The organism is Flavobacterium tructae, assembly GCF_001853485.1.
GTDB lineage: Bacteria > Bacteroidota > Bacteroidia > Flavobacteriales > Flavobacteriaceae > Flavobacterium > Flavobacterium tructae.
The window spans coordinates 251834-268720 of sequence record NZ_MIKE01000027.1 but is presented as its reverse complement, the minus strand read 5'-3'; the positions used below and the strand labels follow the sequence as shown (position 1 = coordinate 268720).

Sequence of the window (16887 nt, the reverse complement as noted above, 5' to 3'; positions counted from 1 at the left end):
GGTTTTTTTATGGTTAGTGTTTAATTGTGTTGTATTTTTAATATTTAAACCGGACAGGTTTTTAAAACCTGTCCGGTTTGTTTATAGTATTACATTATGAATTAAGGAAATCTTCCAATGAAGTAAAATTTTCTTTTTGTTGATGTGAACTTTTTAAGCCTTCAATATCCTGAAACAATGAAATTACTTTTTCACGTTTTAGTTTTGTAGGTTTTTCAGAGATACAGGTTTGATAGGAACTCCAGGGATATTCAATCGGGTGTTGGCAGAAGCCATGATTTACAGGGTTGTAATGGATGTATTTTATAACAGTTTGTAAGTAAGTTTCGTTATCAATTAGTTTTCGCTTAAAAGCTCGTTCAAATAATGCACCATGTCTATTATATCCTTTATTGATTGCTTTTGTATAGGCATTAAACAAGTTTCCAAAGGATTGATGAGGGGCTATAATTCTTTTAATTTCGTAATCTTCGTGAGTATGAAGGATTTCTTCAAAAGTTTTAATTCTAACCAGTAAGTGAAAATGATTTTTAAGCAGGCACCATGCAAAAGTTTCTGCGATTGGTTCAATATGTTTATTGTACAAATTGAGAAAATGCACATGATTTCTATTTTCTTTAAAAAGATTTTCGTTATTAATACCACGATTGTAAATATGATAGTATTTTCCAAATTCTAAAGGTTCTGTAATTTGCATGTTTATGTGTTATTTGCCAATCGTTTACGTTATCTAAACCGGACAGGTATCAAAAACCTGTCCGGTTAAATTATTTAAAGTAGTAAAAATAGTACAATTTATAGTGATGTAAGCTTAGCAAAATGACAATTGTCATTTTCCATTCGGAAACTTTTTTGTAATATTACTTTGTAAATCATTTTTGAATGAGAAAGATAAAATACAAGAAAGGCAGAAAGTTGCAGCATACAAGTCTGGAGTACACGGGCACACATAAAAGTCATGAAACAGAAATGCAGCTTTTTGTTTATAATGATACTGATATTGTTGAATATGAGAAGTTTACGGTTTTGGCCATAAATTCATGTTTTGATTATACTAAAAATAATTGGCTGAATATTCACGGATTAAATGATATCGGTCTTATTAAAACAATCGGAGATCATTTTAAAGTAGATGATTTCTTATTGGCTGATATTTTAAATACGACCAAAAGAACCAAGTTGGAAGAACAAAAGGATATTTTATTTTTCAATATAAAATCGTTGTTGCCCTCAGAATATTCAGACGGCCTTAAGGTCGAGCAGCTCAGTTTTATTTTAAAAGACGGAATACTAATTTCTTTCCAGGAAAAAAGAAGCGATTTCTTTACACACATACGTGAACGTTTGCGCACCCATGCCGGAATCGTAAGAAGCAAAAAGGTCGATTATCTGCTTTATTTATTGCTGGATGCCGTAATGGAAAACTTTTATATTACAATTGAAGATGAAGAAGATAATATCGAAGAACTTATAGATTTAACTAAGAAAGGAGCAGATCCTGTTATTCTGGAAAAAATTGAAAATCATCGCGATAATTTTAATTTTTTAAAACGTTCCATTACTCCGCTTCGTGATTCGCTTTATTATTTGAAAACCATTAAAGATGATGATGAAAATAATGGGCTTATTCAGAAAGAAACATTTAATTTTTTCATTAGACTGCATCAGAAAAGTTTAGAACTTCTGGAACAGATTGAATCTGATATGAGTTCTTTAGAAAGTGCTTCCAATTTTTATTTTTCGGAGCAAAGCCGAAAAATGAATGAGATTATGAAAACCCTGACCATCATTTCAGCCATATTTATTCCGCTTACTTTTATCGTTGGGGTATACGGGATGAATTTCGAATATATGCCCGAACTGAAGGAAAAAAACGGCTATTTCATTGTCATGACAAGCATGTTTTTATTGGTGATAGCCTTAATCATTTATTTTAAAAAAAGGCGTTGGTTTTAACGTTTATTTATCGTTAAAAAATAGATTATATACGACATTTGTTGAGTTAATACATAAATTATGAGTAAAGCAATATATATAGCTACGAGCGATCAGAACAGCGGAAAATCAATTGTAACACTTGGTTTGATGAGTATTTTGATTGGTAAAACGGCTAAAGTGGGTTATTTCAGGCCTATCGTGGAAGATTTTGTAGATGGCGAGTTAGACAATCATATCGAAACAGTACTGTCACATTTTAATTTGGATATTAAATTTGAAGATGCCTTTGCGATAACCAAAAGCAAACTAATCAAGAAAAAGAATAAAGGGAAAATAGGAGAGGTTCTCGATTTGATTATTGAGAAATATAAGAAACTTGAAGAACGTTTTGACTTTGTTCTGGTAGAAGGAACAAGCTTTACCGGAGAAGGAACTTCAATTGAACTCGATTTGAATGTTCTGATCGCTAAAAATCTTGGGATTCCTACTATTATTATCGGATCAGGAGTTGGCAAAACTTTAGAAGAATTAGTAGACAGCCTGTATTTGGTTTATGATTCCTTTAAAGTGAAAGAAGTTGAAGTTTTATCGGTCATTGCCAATAAAGTACAGCCTGAAAACATCGAATTAGTGACACAAGGATTGCAAAAAAGTTTGCCGGCTAATGTGCTTATCAATACCATTCCGCTGATTTCAAGTTTGAACAATCCAACGATGCAGGAAATAGTCAATCAGCTTGATGCCAAAGTACTGTTTGGAGGTGCTTATCTGAATAATGAAATCGGGCATTTTAGTGTTGGAGCAATGCAATTGCACAATTATCTGGTCCATTTGCATGATAATGCACTGGTGATTACTCCCGGAGATCGTTCGGATATTATCCTGGGAGCTTTACAAGCCAACGAATCGGCAAATTATCCAACAATATCCGGAATTATTCTAACCGGAAACATTGTTCCTGAAGAAAGTATTTTAAAACTTATCGAAGGTCTTTCATCTATCGTACCTATTATCGCAGTTGATGGCGGAACTTACGGTATCACGAACAAAATTGGATCTATCAGATCAGAAATCTACGCCAATAATACTCATAAAATAGAAACCTCGATTAGTACTTTCGAAAAGTATGTTGCCATGGATGATTTGTCTGAAAGGCTAATCACTTTTGAAGCAGAGGGAATGACACCAAAAATGTTTCAGTACAACATGGTTAAGAGAGCCAGACAGCACCGAAAACATATTGTTTTACCCGAAGGAAACGACGAGAGAATTATCATCGCCGCTTCGAGATTGTTGTCGATGGATGTTGTCGATATTACGATCATTGGCGATAAAAAACAAATTGAAGGTAAGGTCAATGAGCTTGGAATTACATTGGATTTTTCTAAAATCAATATCATTAATCCTATTGAATCGGAGCTTTATGAAGATTATGCCAACACTTATTATGAACTTCGTAAAGCCAAGAATATCAGCATTACTACCGCAAGAGATTTAATGGAAGACGTTTCTTATTTTGGAACGATGATGGTGTATAAAGGACATGCGGACGGAATGGTTTCAGGTGCTGCTCATACCACGCAGCATACTATTTTACCTGCTTTACAATTCATTAAAACCAAGCCCAATTCATCAGTAGTTTCGTCTGTGTTTTTTATGTGTTTAGAAGACAGAGTTTCTGTTTTTGGAGACTGTGCCATTAATCCAAACCCAACAGCAGAACAATTGGCAGAAATCGCTATTTCATCGGCAGAATCAAGCTCAGCTTTTGGAATTGAGCCTAAAATAGCCATGCTTTCTTATTCTTCAGGTTCTTCAGGAAAAGGGGATGAAGTAGATAAAGTAAGAACCGCAACTGAAATCGTAAAACAAAAACGTCCTGATCTAAAAATTGAAGGGCCAATTCAATACGATGCCGCCGTAGATCGTGCTGTCGGAAAAAGTAAAATGCCGGACTCCGAAGTAGCAGGGCAGGCGAGTGTGCTTATTTTTCCGGATTTAAATACAGGAAACAATACCTATAAAGCAGTTCAGCGTGAAACCGGTGCTTTGGCTATTGGCCCAATGTTACAAGGGTTAAACAAACCAGTAAACGATTTAAGCCGTGGCTGTACCGTAGATGATATCATCAATACCGTGGTAATCACTGCTATTCAGGCGCAAGGACTTTAATCAATTAAAAAACGTAAGTCAGGCTGAGCGGAGTCGAGCCTTCTTTGTTTGCCCAGCCTTCGACTTCGCTCAGGGTGACATTAAAGCTAAAAACAGTAAAAAACTTAGAGACTCAGTCTCTTAGAATCTTAAAAAAAAATGAAAATACTTATCATAAACTCAGGAAGTTCATCAATCAAATACCAATTAATGGTTATGCCTACAAATGAGGTAATTTGTACCGGTATGATTGACAGAATTGGATTGGAAACTTCAAATGTAATTTTCAAAACCCCGTCAAATACCATCGAAGAAACACTACCGATTGCCAATCATAAGGTTGGTTTGCAAAAAGTAGCCAATATGCTTTTAGATGCCGAAAAGGGAGTGATTAAATCGACCTCGGAGATTGCGGCGGTGGGTCATCGCGTGGTTCACGGAGGAAGTGCCTTTAGCGATACAGTGAAAATTGATGAAGCGGTAAAATTAAAAATCAAAGAACTTTTTGAACTGGCACCGTTACATAATCCTGCTAATTTGGAAGGTATTAATGTCGCAGAAGAAATCTTTAGTGATGCAGAGCAAATTGCAGTTTTTGATACTGCATTCCATCAAACGATGCCAGAAGTAGCTTATAAGTTTGCTATTCCAAATTATCTTTTAACAGAGCATAAAGTGCGTGTTTATGGTTTTCACGGAACCAGTCATAAATACGTTTCTGCAAAAGCAATTGATTATTTAGAAAAGAATTCCAAAATAATCACCATTCACTTAGGAAATGGCTGTAGTATGACCGCTGTTAAAGACGGGAAAAGTATCGATCATACCATGGGATTTTCTCCTTCAAATGGTCTTATCATGGGAACTCGTTCAGGAGATATTGATCAGTCGGTTATTTTTTATATGGTTAAGAATCTTGGGTATTCGGCAGATGAAGTAAACTCGATTTTATTGAAACAAAGTGGTATGCTTGGACTTACAGGCTACAGCGATTTGCGCGACATTGAAGCCGAAGCGGAAAAAGGTAATAAAGATTGTATATTGGCGCTGCAAATGAATGCCTACAGAATTCAAAAAACGATTGGTTCGTACGCGGCAGCTCTAAACGGTTTGGATGCAATTATTTTCACTGCAGGAATTGGAGAGAACTCCTCTTATATGCGCAAGCTGGTTTGTACCAATATGGATTATTTTGGAATTGAATTGGACGATGAAAAGAATCAGATTCGTTCTAAAGAAATCAGAGAGATTAACGTACCAAATTCAAAAGCAAAAATTTTGGTGATCCCTACAGATGAAGAATACGAAATTGCTCATCAGGTTTATCAGCTGCTTCAAAGCTAGGATAGACTTTATATTATAAGGAAAGCTTCTCTGTTGAGGAGCTTTTTTTATGCCATCAGATTCAATATTTGTCATTATCTTTGAAGATAAAACCGAATATTTTGAAATCGATACTTCCTAAATTTATATTCTTCTTTTTCATTGCTTTTCAAATCCAGGCACAAGAATTACTTCCATTCGTAGAAAATTATAATAAATCTGATTACCAAGGTGACAATCAAATTTGGAATGTGGTTCAAGGCAATGACGATGCCATGTATTTTGCCAATAATCACTATTTATTGCGTTATGACGGTGTCATATGGGAAAAGTATACATTACCTAATAAAACGATCATCCGTTCGATCATGATCGAAGGCGATAAGATCTATTCAGGCTCGTATAAAGAGTTTGGTTACTGGTACCGAAAAGAGGGAAAGATGCATTACGTTTCCATCACTAAAAAACTGCGTTTGTTTGATGAAAAGGACAATGAAGAGATTTGGAAAATTTTCAAGTTTAAAGGTTCCGTTTATTTCCAGTCTTTTAATGATGTTTTTATTTATGATGGAAAACACATTAAGAAAATCAAATTCCCTTTTCTAATATCCTATTGCTTTGTAGTGGATAATGATGTCTATGTTGCTTCAGTTGCAAAAGGCCTTTTCCGAATGGACGGTTCAAAAATAGCCAATCCGAAAGGTTGGAATATTTTAAAAAAGACCGTAGTTCACGCTATTGAAAAGTACAAGAACGAGACGTTTATTTTTACACAGAAAAAAGGAATTTTTATTGTAGAAAAAGGAGGTTTAAGACCCTGGAATAATCCGTTGAATGAAGTTTTAAAATCGGCAACGATTAATGTTGCTAAGTTTATTAAAGGAAATAAACTGGTAGTAGGAACCGGGAACAGAGGTGTTTTTATCTACGACTTTCAAACGGATACCTATAAAAATATCAACCGGAATAATGTCTTGATGAATAACTCGGTATTAAGTATCGGTTTCGATAAAGAGAACGATTTATGGCTTGGTCTGGATAATGGTATTACGCATGTCGAAATCAACTCTCCGATTTCTTTCTTTTATGATAATTCAGGACTTCTGGGTTCTGTTTATTCTGTCGCAGCTATCGATAAGGGATATCTGATTGCTTCCAATCACGGAGTTTTCGAATTTGTTTCCGGTAAGTTTAATATGTTGCCCAATACACAGGGGCAGGCCTGGAATATTAGTAAAATTGGTACCAAGTATATTATAGGTCATAATGATGGAACTTTTTGTTACGAAAATGGTTCATTGGTTAAAATCAATAACAGAAGCGGAGGATGGAACTTGACAAAAAGCAGTATCAATAATACTTATTTTCAATCGACTTACAGCGGTGTTGTGGCTTACAATGATATTGCAGTACCTACTGAGAACAAAGTTATTAATGATCTTTCAAAACCTATAAAGTATGTTGCTCAGAATCAGAAAAATGAAATCTGGGCGGCAGATAATTACCGCGGATTGTATCGTGTATTGTACGATGATAACTATAAGACTAAAAAAGTTGAAAATATAACACAGCAGAGTAAAATTAAGAATGATTTTGGTGTAAAGATTTTTGAATTTAGAAATGAAATTCTTTTCCTAATCAATAATGTTTGGTATACCTATAATTCGATTAGCGGCAGTCTTGAAGAAAATGAGCTGTTTAATTCTAATTTTAAGAATATAAGTGATGTCGTTTCAATTGATGAAGATCATTTTGTAGTGCTTCAGAATGGAATATTGTACCATATATATGCAAAGGGCAATAAATTCATTTGGAACATTATTCAGGAGAAATATTATAAAGGTACCCTGATCAATGATAATTTGAGGATTTTTAAAACTCAGAACCATTATTTACTTAATCTTGATGATGGTTTTATATCGCTTCAGCTCACTTATGAAAACAAGCAGAATGCTCATGTAAAGATAGAAGCTTTTAATGATGGAAATCTTATATCAAATGAGGATAAGATCAAATACAACACTGAGATAAGAATAAATGTAATTTCCGGAATTTACGGGGCAAGTAAGCCTAATTTGTTTTATAAAATCAATAAAAATGGCGATTTCCTGCCAATTTCAGACGGATTGATTGTATTGAACAATTTAAGTAGTGGGTCACATGCTATAGTGGTTTACAAACATGATGGCGCAAGTTACGAGGAGGTAGCAGATTTTGATTTTAAAGTGGCAGAACCCTGGTATTTTTCATTCTGGATGATTTTACTGTATCTGCTTGTAGTGGGAGCAGTTTTATTTTTCTATTACAAGTGGAACAAGTTACGCTATATGCAAAAACTGAAATTACAGGCCGAAGAGTTAAAGCATCAGCGTGAAATTCTTGAAATGGAATTGAAAGCAGAGAATGAATTGAATGTTCAGGAGTATGAAAAACACATTTTGGAACTGGAACTGCAAACAAAATCCTCAGAAGTTGCCGGAAAATCATTGTCTATTGCCAAGCAAAGTGAAATGATTGATAACATTCAGAACATTTTGAATTCGGAAAAAGACTTCAATAAACTGAAGAGTGAAATTAAAAAGGCAATTAAAATCAATGAGGTGAACAAACACGAATGGGAGATTTTTGAAACCAATCTGAATCAGATTCACAATGAATTTATCATTAACCTTTCTAAAAAGTTTCCAAACTTAACTCCTAAGGATATAAAACTGTGTGTTTACCTTAAAATGAATCTTTCTTCCAAGGAAATTGCACCTATGATGAACATCTCTTTTAGGGGCGTAGAATTGCACAGATATCGTTTAAGAAAGAAATTAGGGCTTACTCAGGATGAAAACCTCTCAAAGTTTTTATTAAGTCTGTAAGATTGAGATTATTTTTTTAAATATCTTATATTTTTCTACTTCTTTTATTGTATAATTCTAATACATCATTACTACATCATAACGTTATGTTAATAAAATAAAATTAACATTTAAAATGCTGAAATTTAAACTTTTACATTCTAATTTTAACATAATGATGTAGCTGTGTAGTAGTGGTATTTGATGTACTACAACGTTGTAATTGTTTAATTTGGCTCTACTAACTTAAACGATTACGAACTGTATGAAAAATTTTATTTTTAGCTTTTTAGCGCTTTTGCTATTGCCGGCTTATATGTCTGGACAAGCAATTAAAGGAAAAGTAGTAGACAGTAATGGAATGGGAGTTCCCGGAGCAATTATTGCTGCTTCAAACTCAAGAGTTTCTGCTGATGCTGATTTCGACGGAAATTTTGCCATAAATGCCAAAGTGGGGGAGATACTAAAGATCTCGATGTTGGGCTTTGAGCCTGTTTCTGTGGCAGCAACTTCCGCACCAATGACTATTACTTTAAAAGAATCAGGTGATACTGTATTAAAAGATGTGGTTGTAATTGGATACGGAACAAGAAAGAAAATTGATAATACTTCAGCGATAAGCTCTATTAAATCTGAAGAGATTACAAAAATGAAGGTACTAAATGCTTCTCAGGCCATACAAGGTAAAGCGGCAGGGGTTCAGGTATCTGCTTCAGATGCACCGGGAAGTACACCTTCTGTAATCATCAGAGGAGCTGGTAGTGCTTTGGGAGGAAAAAATCCTTTGTATGTAGTAGATGGTATGCCAACGGAGAATATCAATAACATTAATGCAAATGATATTACATCGTACGAGATTTTAAAAGACGCTTCTTCCTTAGCTATTTATGGTACAAGAGGTGCAAATGGTGTAATTATGATCACCACGAAATCCGGAAAAGGAAAACTTACGGTAGATGTAGAAAGCTTCGCCGGAATCAGAACTCCTTTGAAAAAGGTTAGAATGGCAAATAGCGACGAATATGTTCGTTATAGTAATATTGCTTACAGTGGTGCTTTTCCGCAAGGAAGATTTTCTGCCAATCAGCCTTACAATACCAATTGGTTTGACGAAATTACAAGAACAGGATCTTATACGCAAAACAATATTGCCATTTCAGGATCTTCAGATAATGTAAAGTACTTTTTTAGTGTTGGAAATTACGAAGAAAAAGGAATTCTGAACCGATCTGATTATGGTAGAACTACGATTCGAAGTAATAATGAGTTTAAAATTTCGGATAAAGTTAGAGTAACTCAGAATATGAGTGTGAGTACGATAAAAAATACTCCAATGCCTTTAAGCGCTTTTACAAATGCTTACAGACAATCTCCTCTTGTTCCTGTACGTTATCCTAATGGAAAATATGGAGTGCCATTTGTTTCAAATGGAGTAGTTGCCGAAACAGGAGCATCTTTCAATAATGTTGCGAATCCTGTGGCACAGTTGGATTTTACAAATGAGAGACAAGAGACTGTTATTTTACAAGGAGGTTTGAAATTGGATTATGATATTTTCAAATCGTTAAAATTCACCTCTCAGTTTAATGGAGAGTTCTTTACTTACAAACAATATAATTATGTAGATAATTTAGGACTTTGGTTATCAGGAGATCCTACTCGTGTAGTATCTGCTTACGATACTAAAAGTTTAAATACAAATACTTTAACAAGAGGCAGAGATCAGTATTTCAACTGGAATTTATCTAATTACCTGACTTATAATAAAGTTTTTGCAGAAATTCATGATGTTGAAGTTACTGCTGGTATAGAGGCCAACGTACAAGGAACCAGAGAAAAATTAACGATTGACCGAAAAAATGTAAATCCAAATTCAAACTACTGGTCTTTAAAAGATATTAATGTTGCAAGTTCAGTAACAGGTTATAAAGATGAAGCTTTGAATCAGAGAAGATTAGCTTCTTATTTTGCCCGTTTTCAGTACAAATTAATGGACAGATATTTACTTACAGGTACTGTAAGACGTGACGGATCTTCTCAATTTGCTGAAGACAAACGTTGGGGAACATTTCCATCAGTTGGTTTAGGTTGGATTGTATCAAAAGAAAGTTTTTTAAGCAATATTGAAACACTTAATTTATTAAAATTAAGAGGATCATGGGGTAGATTAGGAAATCAGAACATACCGTTAAATACTCAGGTTTTTACTTCAGGAGTTGATGTACCGGGTCTTGGCTCAGGAATAACGATCAATTCACAGATCGATCCTAATTTATCATGGGAAATTGTAGAAGAACTTTCAGGAGGATTTGATTTTGAATTGTTTGCTAACAGATTAAAAGGATCTTTTGATTTGTATGACAAAAAAACAACCAATACCATTTTAAATGTTAAACCTTATGCAACTTCTGGATACAATATTTCAACTTATTCACATATCGGAGAAGTATCAAACAAAGGGTATGAAATTGCTTTGCGTTGGGATGATAAAATAAGCGATAATTTAAGTTATTGGGTAGGGGGTAATTACTCTCACAATAAAAATGAACTTACAAGTCTGAAAAACGTCCAAATTGCTCCGACTATTGGTGGAGGTTTAGGAAATGGTCAAAACACTAAAATATTGGATAACACTTCAGTTGGACAACCTTTAGGAAGTTTCTATATGTATGAGTTTGCTGGTATTGATGCGTCAAATGGTAAAATGTTATACTACACAGCAGCGGGTGATAAAGTAGTTCAGTCAGCATTAAACGAAAGAACCGATAAAAAGTATGTTGGAACAGTCTTACCAACTTCAACGTATGGAATTACTCTGGGAGTAAATTATAAAAACTTTGATTTTTCTGTTGATGGTTACGGAACAGGAGGAGCAAAAGTATACAATGGAAAAAAAGCACAGCGTTTTGGTGGTGAAAATATAGAAGCTTCTATGGCTCGCAATTTCTGGACACCAACTAACACAACTGCTTCAAATCCGGCGCCTTCTAATGAGATTCCTTATGCATCTACTTTCTTTTTGGAATCAGCAGATTACTTCAGAATCAACAACATTAGTTTAGGATACAAATTGCCATTAAAAGAAGATCTGTTCTTTAACTATTGCAGAATTTATGTAAACGCAATTAATCCGTTTATTACTCAAAAGTATTCAGGTTTCTCTCCTGACGTCGTTAGTGATGGTAAATTGGTTGAAGGTACTCAGGGTGTTGAGTTAGATGCTTACCCATCATTGAGATCATTTGTTATCGGTGCTAATTTAAAATTTTAATATCATGAAAAGAATATATATATCAATGTTTGTGTTGTCCGGGTTACTTTTTGCAGGATGCGCAGATGATTTTTTAGATGTAAGCCCTACAGAATCGATTCCGTCAGCGGATGTAGAGTTGGTCAATAACGACGCAGGAGCTTCAGGTTTTGTAACCGCAATTTACAATCAGTTTTTAGGATGGGATATGTCTTCTTTTGGATGGAATGCTGTTACGAGTATCATTTCTGATGATGCTGATAAAGGCTCTGATCCTGGAGATACCGGAGCAGATAAGGACATAATTGATGCTTTAACCTATAATGCTTCGACTCCTTCATTTCAGTCTACCTGGGATGCTCATTATGCGGGAATTAACAGATGTAATCAGGCCCTGGCTATTTTTCCTAAATTAGATAAGGTGACACCGGCTTTAAAAGTAAGATTAGAAGGAGAAGCTAAATTTTTCAGAGCTTTTATGTATTTCACTTTAGTAAAAGGTTACGGTGGGGTTCCAATCATTGATCATTTGCCAATTCCGGGTTCAGAAGGGGATAGAATCATGCAATTAACCCGTAAAACGCCGGCTGAAGTTTACGCATTTATCGAGAAAGATTTGAATGATGCCATTACAAATTTACCGGAGAAATCAGCTTATGCAGCAGAAGACAAAAGTCGTGTTTCTAAAGGTTCTGCTTATGCTCTGTTAGCAAAGGTGAATTTATATCAAAAAAATTGGCAAAAAGTAATCGACAATTGTGATAAAGTAACAGGATATTCTTTAGTAGCTGATTATGCGCTACAATATAAAAAAGCAGGAGAATTTGGTCCGGAATCTATTTTTGAGATCAATGGAATTGGTTCAACTTCAAGCCCTGGTTTTGGAATTGGAAACTACTCTGTTTCTCAGGCACCACGTGGTGCAGGAGGATGGGGTTGGGGTTTCAATACACCTACTCAGGGGTTAGCAAATGCTTATGAAGCAGGCGACGTAAGAAGAGCTGCAACGATTATTTTCAGAGGTTCCGTTTTATACGATGGAAGACCAGTACCGGCTACTGTTGCAAATCCAATGTACAATTACAAAGCGTATTCTTCAGATTTCTACAATCAGGAATTTACAGATACCAATCTTAGATATTTAAGATATGCTGAGGTATTGTTAATGAAAGCGGAAGCTTTGAATGAATTGGGACAGACATCAGCAGCAATTCCTTTAGTGAATATGATACGTAAAAGAGCAGGTTTAGGAGATACTCCTTTCACTTCTCAAACAGATGTTAGAAAAGCAATCTGGAAAGAAAGAAGATTAGAAATGGCTTTCGAGCATGACAGATGGTTTGATCTTGTAAGAACAGGACAAGCTCAGGCTGCTATGGCTGCCGACGGAAAAACATTCGTTGTTGGTAAACATGAATTATTTCCAATTCCTACTACATTCTTAAGAGAAGCGGGCGGACTTTCGCAACAAAACCCGGGAGGTTACTAAATAAATTTTTAAAATCACTTCCTTCTCCTTTTTGAAGGAAGTGGTTTTATTCACTGATATTAAAAAAAATATAATGGTTAAAATTTCAGTTTTACTATTAGCTTTTACTTTTTTGAGCTGTAACGGACAAGAAAGCAAACAAACAGAAAAAGAAACATCGTCTGCTGTAAAATTAACAGATGATGAACTTTTAGCTGTAGTTCAAAAAGAGACGTTTAAATATTTTTGGGATTATGCTGAGCCCAATTCAGGATTAGCAAGAGAGCGTTACCATCCGGATAGAATTTATCCTGAAAACGATGCACATATTGTAACCACAGGAGGTTCAGGTTTTGGATTGATGGCTATTGTTTCCGGAATGTCACAAGGATATGTAACGAAAGAAAAAGGAGTTGAGAGACTGAACAAAATTGCTGATTTTTTAGGCAAAGCAGATCGTTTTCATGGAGCATGGTCGCACTGGATAGATGGAAATACAGGAAAAGTAAAACCTTTTGGAACCAAGGATAATGGTGGAGATTTAGTCGAAACATCATTTTTGGTTGCAGGAATGATTACCGTTCGCGAATATCTAAAAGACGGTTCAGAGAAAGAGAAAGCGGTAGCTCAAAAATACGATGCACTTTGGAAAGGAGTAGACTGGCAGTGGTACACGAATAATAAAAATGTTTTGTACTGGCACTGGTCACCAACTTACAACTGGCAAATGAATTTTGCTCTTGAAGGCTACAACGAATGTTTGATTACCTATGTCATGGCAGCATCTTCACCAACACACGCGATCGATGCAAAAGCATATCATGAAGGCTGGGCGAGAAGCGACGGAATAGTTTCTTCTAAAACAAAATACAATATTCCTCTAATTCTAAAACACAATGGAGCCGAGGAATTTGGCGGACCACTCTTCTGGGCACATTATTCGTATGTAGGACTTGATCCGAACCAGCTAACAGATAAGTATGCCAACTATTGGGACCTGAATGTCAATCAGGTAAAAATTGATTACCAGTATTGTATCGAAAATCCGGGGAAATTTAAAGGATACGGAGCCGATTATTGGGGCTTAACCGCATCTTATTCCAGAAATCCTGACGGATCTATTGGGTACGATGCTCACATGCCAAGCAACGATAAAGGAGTTATCTCTCCAACAGCAGCCATTAGTTCAATTGTGTATACACCAAAAGAATCAATCGCTGTAATTCGAAATTTATACGAAAATCATAAAAAGGAAACTTTTGGAGAGGCAGGGTTTTATGATGCGCTTAGCCTACAGAATAATTGGGTTGCAAAACGTTACCTGGCTATTGACCAGGGACCTGAAGTAGTAATGATTGAAAATTATCGTACCGGTTTGCTTTGGAAATTATTCATGAATGCTCCCGAAGTAAAACAAGGTTTGGTTAAGCTTGGTTTTAAATCCGGAAAGTACGGATTCTAGTAACAGGAGCTTATGACAGTCCAGTATTTTATGGCTGGACATTTAAACCAATAAAAAACGAACACAAACAAATAAATATAATAGAATGAAGAACAAATTAGTCTTACTGTTTTTAGGATGTGCTGTTCTGGGATATGCTCAGAAAAAGAACACTAAAAATACAGTAAAAATAAAACCAAAATCGGAGTTTGTAGCAGAGTTATTGTCAAAGATGACACTGGATGAAAAATTAGGGCAGCTTAATTTACCAACCTCCGGAGATATTACTACAGGACAGGCAAACAGTTCTGATGTGGCGAAAAAAATTGCTGAAGGTAAAGTTGGAGGTTTGTTCAATATTAAATCTGTTCAAAAAATTAGAGAAGTACAAAGAATCGCGGTAGAAAAAAGCCGTCTGAAAATTCCATTGATTTTCGGAATGGACGTGATTCACGGTTACGAAACTACTTTCCCGATTCCGTTAGGATTATCTTGTACCTGGGACATGAATCTGATTGAAAGAAGTGCCAGAATTGCAGCGCAGGAAGCAAGTGCCGATGGTATCAACTGGACATTCTCTCCAATGGTTGATGTTTCTCGTGATCCGCGTTGGGGAAGAGTTTCTGAAGGTTCAGGAGAAGATCCGTATTTAGGAAGTCAGATCGCAAAAGCAATGGTAAACGGTTACCAGCAAAACGATCTTTCTAAAAACAATTCGATTATGGCCTGTGTAAAGCACTTTGCTTTATACGGAGCACCGGAAGCAGGTCGTGATTACAACACAGTTGATATGAGTCATATCCGAATGTTCAACGACTATTTCCCTCCATACAAAGCTGCTGTTGATGCAGGTGTAGGTTCTGTAATGGCTTCTTTCAACGAGATTGACGGAATTCCTGCGACAGGAAACAAATGGCTGATGACAGATGTTTTAAGAAAACAATGGGGCTTTAAAGGTTTCGTCGTTACCGATTTTACAGGGATACCTGAAATGATCGAGCACGGAATGGGAGATTTACAAGCTGTTTCGGCACTTTCGTTAAATGCAGGTGTTGAAATGGACATGGTGGGTGAAGGTTTCTTAGGAACTTTGAAAAAATCGCTAGACGAGAAAAAAGTAACGATAGAGACCATCGACAATGCTGTTAAACTTATTCTGGAAGCAAAATATGATTTAGGCTTATTCAGTGATCCTTATAAGTATTGTGATGCTAATAGAGCAAAGACAGAAATTTTTACTGCAAACAGCAGAAAAGAAGCTCGTGCGACAGCAGCACAATCATTGGTGTTGTTAAAAAACCAAAATCAATTGTTACCGCTTAAAAAATCAGGAACAATTGCTTTAATCGGACCCCTGGCAGATGCCAAAGAAAACATGCCGGGAACCTGGAGCGTAGCAACAAGAATGGAAAATGCAATCTCACTTTTAGCAGGAATCAAAGAAGGGGCAGGAGCATCAACAAAAGTTTTATATGCAAAAGGAAGTAACTTAGATTACGATGAAGAGTTTGAAACTAAAGCAACCATGTTTGGTAAAACGTTACACCGTGACGGACGTTCGAAAGAAGAATTACTGGCAGAAGCATTAAAAGTAGCCGATCAGTCAGATGTAATTGTTGCGGCACTTGGAGAATCTGCAGAGATGAGCGGTGAATCAAGCAGCCGCACCAATCTGGAAATTCCTCAAGCCCAAAAAGATTTATTAAACGCCTTACTAAAAACAGGAAAACCGGTTGTTTTAGTATTGTTTGACGGTCGTCCGTTAGTAATTAAAGAAGAGAACGAAACGGTTCCGGCTATTTTGAATGTTTGGTTCGCAGGTACAGAAGCGGGTTATGCTATTGCTGACGTTTTATTTGGAGATGTAAACCCTTCCGGAAAACTAACATCAACCTTCCCAAGAAGTGTTGGTCAGTTGCCAATTTACTATGCACACAAAAATACAGGAAGACCTTTGGTTAACACAGAAGGTAAGTTCGAAAAGTTCAGATCCAACTATATTGACGAAAGAAATGAGCCATTGTTTCCATTTGGTTTCGGGTTAAGTTATACCACTTTTGAGTATTCAAATCTGAAAATTTCATCTGATAAAATGAACTCAGGCGAAAAGCTAAAAGTAACGGTAGATGTTGCTAATACTGGAAATTATGATGGAAAAGAAACAGTTCAATTGTATATCAGAGATGTAGTAGGATCGGTAACAAGACCTGTAAGAGAACTTAAAAATTTCCAAAAAATAACTCTTAAAAAAGGAGAAAAACAAACCGTGACATTCGAGATCACAGTTGAAGATTTAAAATTTTATAACTCTGCTTTACAATTTGTGGCAGAACCTGGACAGTTTGATGTTTTCGTTGGTGGAAATTCAAATGCCGAGAAGAAAGTTAGTTTTGTATTAACTAATTAAGTTGGTTTATTGATTAGTAATTAGCCCTTCGTAATTGGTTAGCGAAGGGCTTTTTTTTAAAAG

9 protein-coding genes are annotated in these 16887 nt (G+C 35.6%); 8 read left to right on the top strand and 1 reads right to left on the bottom strand.

Features of this window, described 5'->3' with window-relative positions:
* Nucleotides 1–94 precede the first annotated feature (94 nt).
* Nucleotides 95–697 (bottom strand): hypothetical protein, encoded by a 603-nt coding sequence (locus BHE19_RS20100; RefSeq protein WP_070908585.1) that lies wholly within the window; start codon nt 695–697, stop codon nt 95–97.
* Between the two features lie 185 nt (nt 698–882).
* Between BHE19_RS20100 and corA the strand changes: the two genes are divergently transcribed.
* The 8 genes from corA (at nt 883) to bglX (ending at nt 16824) form a co-directional block, all read left to right on the top strand.
* Nucleotides 883–1956 carry a magnesium/cobalt transporter CorA gene (gene corA / locus BHE19_RS20095; RefSeq protein WP_070908584.1) on the top strand — a complete coding sequence of 358 codons (1074 nt, stop codon included), beginning with the start codon at nt 883–885 and terminating at the stop codon, nt 1954–1956.
* A gap of 60 nt (nt 1957–2016) precedes the next feature.
* Nucleotides 2017–4110, top strand: coding sequence for a phosphate acetyltransferase (pta, locus tag BHE19_RS20090; RefSeq protein WP_070908583.1), 2094 nt, complete (start codon nt 2017–2019; stop codon nt 4108–4110).
* 138 nt (nt 4111–4248) lie between these two features.
* On the top strand, nt 4249–5433 hold the full coding sequence (locus tag BHE19_RS20085; RefSeq protein WP_070908582.1) for an acetate/propionate family kinase: 1185 nt from the start codon (nt 4249–4251) through the stop codon (nt 5431–5433).
* A 101-nt stretch (nt 5434–5534) separates the two neighbouring features.
* Complete coding sequence (locus BHE19_RS20080; protein WP_070908658.1) at nt 5535–8279, top strand: helix-turn-helix and ligand-binding sensor domain-containing protein; 2745 nt, start codon at nt 5535–5537, stop codon at nt 8277–8279.
* A gap of 244 nt (nt 8280–8523) precedes the next feature.
* A complete protein-coding gene (locus BHE19_RS20075) occupies nt 8524–11529 on the top strand; it encodes a SusC/RagA family TonB-linked outer membrane protein (protein WP_070908581.1) in 3006 nt (1001 codons plus the stop codon).
* Between the two features lie 4 nt (nt 11530–11533).
* Complete coding sequence (locus BHE19_RS20070; protein WP_026109996.1) at nt 11534–12997, top strand: RagB/SusD family nutrient uptake outer membrane protein; 1464 nt, start codon at nt 11534–11536, stop codon at nt 12995–12997.
* A 73-nt stretch (nt 12998–13070) separates the two neighbouring features.
* Nucleotides 13071–14438: a glucoamylase family protein gene (locus tag BHE19_RS20065; RefSeq protein ID WP_070908657.1), complete on the top strand. Its 1368-nt coding sequence runs from the start codon at nt 13071–13073 to the stop codon at nt 14436–14438.
* 85 nt (nt 14439–14523) lie between these two features.
* On the top strand, nt 14524–16824 hold the full coding sequence (bglX, locus tag BHE19_RS20060) for a beta-glucosidase BglX (RefSeq protein ID WP_070908580.1): 2301 nt from the start codon (nt 14524–14526) through the stop codon (nt 16822–16824).
* The last annotated feature ends 63 nt before the right edge of the window (nt 16825–16887 follow it).

Bases quoted from the DNA above. Each gene is read 5' to 3' on its own strand.
- BHE19_RS20100 (WP_070908585.1), bottom strand. From the start codon at position 697: ATGCAAATTACAGAACCTTTAGAATTTGGAAAATACTATCATATTTAC.
- corA (WP_070908584.1), top strand. From the start codon at position 883: ATGAGAAAGATAAAATACAAGAAAGGCAGAAAGTTGCAGCATACAAGT.
- pta (WP_070908583.1), top strand. From the start codon at position 2,017: ATGAGTAAAGCAATATATATAGCTACGAGCGATCAGAACAGCGGAAAA.
- BHE19_RS20085 (WP_070908582.1), top strand. From the start codon at position 4,249: ATGAAAATACTTATCATAAACTCAGGAAGTTCATCAATCAAATACCAA.
- BHE19_RS20075 (WP_070908581.1), top strand. From the start codon at position 8,524: ATGAAAAATTTTATTTTTAGCTTTTTAGCGCTTTTGCTATTGCCGGCT.
- BHE19_RS20070 (WP_026109996.1), top strand. From the start codon at position 11,534: ATGAAAAGAATATATATATCAATGTTTGTGTTGTCCGGGTTACTTTTT.
- BHE19_RS20065 (WP_070908657.1), top strand. From the start codon at position 13,071: ATGGTTAAAATTTCAGTTTTACTATTAGCTTTTACTTTTTTGAGCTGT.
- bglX (WP_070908580.1), top strand. From the start codon at position 14,524: ATGAAGAACAAATTAGTCTTACTGTTTTTAGGATGTGCTGTTCTGGGA.